Annotated in this window: 3 protein-coding genes and 2 pseudogenes; 1 reads left to right on the forward strand and 4 read right to left on the reverse strand. The window is 72.0% G+C overall.

Translation table 11 applies throughout. The annotated features are described in order from the left end of the window. A pseudogene (locus N864_RS19005) lies at positions 1–274 on the reverse strand (MFS transporter); the annotation flags it as partial. Between the two features lie 112 nt (positions 275–386). Here N864_RS19005 and N864_RS19010 point away from each other — a divergent pair. After that, complete coding sequence (locus N864_RS19010) at positions 387–2444, forward strand: elongation factor G-like protein EF-G2 (protein ID WP_034720920.1); 2058 nt, start codon at positions 387–389, stop codon at positions 2442–2444. Positions 2445–2542: 98 nt separating this feature from the next. Here N864_RS19010 and N864_RS19015 read toward each other — a convergent pair whose 3' ends face one another. From N864_RS19015 to N864_RS25180, 3 genes and pseudogenes are all read right to left on the reverse strand, one after another. Beyond that, positions 2543–3541: an NADP-dependent oxidoreductase gene (locus N864_RS19015; RefSeq protein ID WP_034720923.1), complete on the reverse strand. Its 999-nt coding sequence runs from the start codon at positions 3539–3541 to the stop codon at positions 2543–2545. 65 nt (positions 3542–3606) lie between these two features. Beyond that, positions 3607–4872, reverse strand: a complete 1266-nt coding sequence (locus tag N864_RS19020) for a DUF445 domain-containing protein (protein ID WP_081794039.1) — start codon at positions 4870–4872, stop codon at positions 3607–3609. Positions 4873–4963: 91 nt separating this feature from the next. Next, positions 4964–5143: pseudogene (locus tag N864_RS25180) on the reverse strand (SseB family protein); the annotation flags it as partial.

Consider the following 5143-nt stretch of genomic DNA (forward strand, 5'->3'; position numbering starts at 1 on the left):
AGACGGCCTGCACGACGAGCGACGGGCCCACGGTGCGGCGCAACCCGATCCGGTCGAGCAGACGCCCTCGCCACGGTCCGGAGATCGCCACGGCGACGGTGGCCGCGGCCGTGACGAGGCCGGCCTGGCCGTAGGTGCGGTCGAGGTGCGCGACGACGTGCAGCGTCAGGAGGACCCCGCCGGCCCACATGGGGACCCGGATGAAGAAGCCGAGCACGAGGATGCGCCGCAGCTCGCGGACGCCCAGCACGTGTCGGTAGGGGCGCAGGTCCATCCGCACAGGGTCCCACCCCCCACCGACACCGGTCATCCGCGTTTCTCGTGCTGAACAGCACACGTGCACGCAAAACCTTGTCCGGGCGGGAGAAGAGGGGAAGGGTGGGGTCATGGCGCGACCCACCGGCAGACAAGACCTTCCTGCGGCTCCGGACCCCACCACGCCGCAGGACATCCGCAACGTCGTCCTCGTCGGACCGGGCGGCGCCGGCAAGACCACGCTGTTCGACCATCTCGTGGCCGCGCGGATCCCCGGGCACCGTCCGCGGGAGGGCGAGCACGAGCGCTCCACGTCGCTGACGACCGCGGCGCTCGAGAGCAACGGCGTGACGGTCAACCTCATCGACACCCCCGGGTTCCCGGACTTCATCGGCGAGCTCCGGGCCGGGCTGCGGGCCGCCGACGCGGCAGTCTTCGTCATCTCGGCCGCGGACGAGATCGACCGGCCGGTCTCGCTCCTCTGGCGCGAGTGCGCCTCGGTGGGGATGCCCCGCGCCGTCGTCGTGACCCATCTCGACCAGCCGCGGGCCGACTTCGCGCAGACGGTCGGGACCTGCCGCCGGATCTTCGGCGACGCGCAGGCCACCCACTGGCCCGTCCTGCAGGACGGCGACGTCAGCTCGATCACCGGGCTGCTCACCGGCGCCGCCGAGGAGCACGCGGACGCCCGTGGCGCGCTCATCGAGTCGATCATCGAGGAGTCCGAGGACGCGTCACTGCTCGACCGCTACCTCGAGGGCGAGCAGCTCGACACGGACACGCTCATCGCCGACCTGCGCACCGCGATCAACCGCGGCACCTTCTTTCCCATCGTGCCGGTCGCGCCGCGCCGTGACGTGGGCATCGCCGAGCTGCTCAGCATCATCGAGAACGCCTTCCCCGACCCGACCGTCTCCTGGCTGCCGCCGGTGCACACGCCGGCAGGCGCCCCCGTCAAGGACGTCGCCTGTGACGTCGACGCGCCCCTGGTCGCCCAGGTGATCAAGACCTCGACCGATCCCTACGTCGGGCGGCTGTCCCTGGTCAGGGTCTTCTCCGGCCGCCTCGAGGTGGACCAGAGCGTCCACGTCTCGGGGCACATGGGTGACTTCGTCGGCCACGACGTCGAGGGCCACGACGCCCACGACGAGGACGAGCGGGTCGGCCCCCTGGCGAGCCCGCTCGTCGACGGCCACCGGCCGATCTCCCACGGCATCGCGGGCGACATCGTCCTCGTCTCGAAGCTGACCCGGGCCGAGACGTCCGACACCCTGTCGTCCACGGACCGGCCGGCCGTCGTGGCACCGTGGCTGCTGCCGGAGCCGCAGCTGCCGGTCGCCATCCGGCCTGCGACGAAGTCCGACGAGGACAAGCTCGCCGCCGCGCTGCAGCGGATCGCGGCCGAGGACGTCACCGTCCGGATGGAGCACGCGGCCGACACCGACCAGATGGTGCTGTGGACGATGGGGCAGGCGCACCTCGACGACCTCATCGGCCAGCTCGCCGACCGCTACGGCGTCACCGTGACGGCGGAGCCGCACCGGACCGCCCTGCGCGAGACGTTCGTGCGCAAGGTGTCGGTGCAGGGGCGACACGTCAAGCAGTCGGGTGGCCACGGCCAGTACGCCGTGTGCCAGATCGAGGTCGAGCCCCTCCCCCGCGGCGCCGGGTTCGAGTTCGTCGACAAGGTCGTCGGCGGTGCCGTCCCGCGGCAGTTCATCCCCTCCGTCGAGAAGGGCGCCCGCGCGCAGCTCGAGAAGGGCCTGCTCACCGGCCACCCCGTCGTCGACGTGCGGGTCACCCTCGTCGACGGCAAGGCCCACTCGGTCGACTCCTCCGACGTCGCCTTCCAGACCGCCGCGGCACTCGCCCTCAAGGAGGCCGCGAACGAGTCGACGATGGCGCTGCTCGAGCCGATCGACAGTGTCGCGATCACGACGGCCGACGAGTACCTCGGGTCGGTCATGTCCGACCTGCGCGGCCGGCGCGGCCAGGTGGTCGGCACGGAACCGGCCGAGGAGCAGGGCTGGACCATCGTGCGGGCCGAGGTGCCCTCCTCGGAGCTGTCGCGCTATCCGATCGACCTGCGGTCCGTCTCGCACGGCACGGGGTCGTTCACCCGGGAGCCGCTGCGCCACGACCTGCTGCCGCCCGACAAGGTCAAGGCACTGCTCTCCTCCACCACCTGACACTCGCGAACGGACCGCTCGGGGCCGAACTGGTCGGTATGCCACCGTGTTGGACATCGAACGGTCCGTTCGAGGAGGGCGGTGGTGCCAGTGGGCGGTCAGAGCCGGACGAGCATCTTGCCGATGTTCTCGCCGTGCAGCAGCCCGAGGAACGCGTCGACAGCGTGGTCGAGGCCGTCGACGAACGTCTCCCGAGACCTCAGTGAGCCGTCGGCGAGCCACCCGGTGGCCCGGCCCCAGTACTCCGCCGCGAGGTCCTGGTGGTCCCCCACGAGGAAGCCCTCGATCCGCCCGCGGGTCTGGATGAGGCGCGCGAGGTTCTTCGGGCCGGGCTGCGGCTCGGTCGCGTTGTAGGCGGAGATCGCGCCACAGATCACGACCCGTCCGTGCAGCCGCAGCGCCCCGATGGCCGCCTCGAGGTGCTCGCCGCCGACGTTGTCGAAGTAGACGTCGATGCCGTCGGGCGCCGCGTCACGCAGCAGCCGGCTCACCTTGCCATCGTGGTAGTTGAACGCCGCGTCGAAGCCGAGCTCATCCCGCACGTAGGCGACCTTGTCGTCCGAGCCGGCGCTGCCGACGACTCGTGCGGCGCCGAGGGCCTTCGCGAGCTGGCCCGCCACGCCGCCCACCGCACCGGCAGCGCCCGAGACGAAGACGATGTCACCGGGGGCAAGGGCGCCGATGCGGGTCAGCCCCACATAGGCCGTGAGGCCGGTCATGCCGAGCACGCCGAGGTAGGCGGAGGCCGGGGCGCCGGTCCTGTCGACGACCTTCGCCGACCGGGCCTCGACGACGGCGAGGTCGCGCCAGCCGAGCCCGTGCAGGACGTGGTCGCCGGGCTCGAAGCCCTCGGCCCGCGACTGCTCGACGACGCCGACGGCACCGCCGAGCATCGCCTTGTCGAGCTCGTAGGGCGCCGCGTAGGACTTGGCGTCGCTCATCCGGCCCCGCATGTAGGGGTCGACCGACATCACCACGTTGCGGACGAGCACCTGGCCGTCCTCGAGCTCGGGCAGCTCCCGCTCGACCAGCTCGAAGTCGGACGGTGTGGGCCAGCCGACCGGCCGTGACCGCAGCACCACCTCGCGTGCTCTCATGTCCTGTCCTCTCACTCGGGTGCTCGGACCGCATCCACAGTACGCGGGAGCCGCGGGTGGCCCGCTCAGGGGATCAGCAGCGAGAAGGCGTGGATGAGCATTCCGATGAGGCCGCCGACCAGCGTGCCGTTGATGCGGATGAACTGCAGGTCGCGGCCGACCTGCAGCTCGACCCGCTCGGCGGTCTCCTTGCCGTCCCACCGCTCGATGGTGTGGCTGATGACCTGGGTCAGCTCTCGCCCGTAGCGGTCGACGGCATACACGACGGTGTCGCAGATCCGGGCGTCGAACCGGTCGCGCAGCTCGCGGTCGGCGAGCAGGCGGGCGGACAGGGCCACGACCTCGCGCGCCCCGCGGGCCCGCACCGGCCCGTCGGCGTCCTCGAGGGCGGCCACCGCGACACCCCGGAAGGACACCCACAGCGACATCGCCGTGGCGGAGACCTGGGGGTGTGACAGGAGCCGCTCCTTGAGCCGCTCGGCCTTCTCCTGGGTGACGGGGTCGTGCTGGAGGTTGTCGGCGAGGTCGGTGAGCAGCTTGTCGAGCGCGATCCGGACCGAGTGGTGCGGGTCGGACCGGATGTCGGCGAGCCACTTGAGCGCCTCGGTGTGGATCCGGCGGGCCACGAGGTCGTTGACGGCCGCCGGCACCCAGATGGGGGCCCGTTGCACGATGAGCGACTCGAACAGGTCCTCGTTGTCGACGAGCCAGGCCCGACCCTCGTCGAGCGTGAGGTCGACGAGGCCGCGGTGCGCGTCGTCGCGCACGACCTGGTCGAGCAGGCCGCCGGCGAGCGCGCTGACCGGCTCGCGCTTGAGCCGCGGCAGGACCGCCTGCTCGATCACGGCCTGGACGTCGGCGTCGGGGATGCGCTGCAGGGCATGGGCCGTGACGCTGGCGACCTCGTCGACAAGACGCTTGGCGTGCCCGGGCTGGCTCGCCCACTCGGCGATCCGGCGGGTCGGCTCCGCGTCGAGCACCCGGTCCCGGATCACGTCCTCACGCATGAAGTTCTCGGACACGAACTCCTCGAGACTGCGGCCGATCATCTCCTTCTTGCGCGGGATGAGCGCGGTGTGCGGGATGGGCAGGCCCAAGGGGCGCCGGAAGAGCGCCGTGACGGCGAACCAGTCCGCGCAGGCGCCGACCATGGAGGCCTCGGCCCCCGCGTTGACGAAGCCGACGAGACCCTGCTCCTGCCCGCGCGTGAGCAGGTAGACGATCGCCGCGAGCACGAGCAGCCCCGTCGCGACCATCCGCATCCGGCGCAGGTCGTGCCGCCGTTGCGCGTCGAGGGCCGGATCCACCATGAGGCCGAGCGGTCCGCTCACGGGCACCTCCTCGTCGTTCGTCTCCGGACCCGGCGCCCGGTGTCTCGTCCTACCCGTGCCCGGTTCGGGACCGTGCCGCGGTCAGGTGCGGCTAGTCGGCGGACTCGAGCGCGAAGGCCAGCGCGTCGATCCTCGCACGGGTTTCTCCGTCGCTCGCAATCCGCTCGCCCACCCGGGTGGCGATGGCGCTGATGTCGTCGGCGCCGAGGCCGGGCCGGACGCCGAGGACGATGCGGAGCACGCCGGCGCCCGCCGGCTCGCCCGCCTCGAG

Source organism: Intrasporangium chromatireducens Q5-1, assembly GCF_000576575.1.
Lineage (GTDB): Bacteria > Actinomycetota > Actinomycetes > Actinomycetales > Dermatophilaceae > Intrasporangium_A > Intrasporangium_A chromatireducens.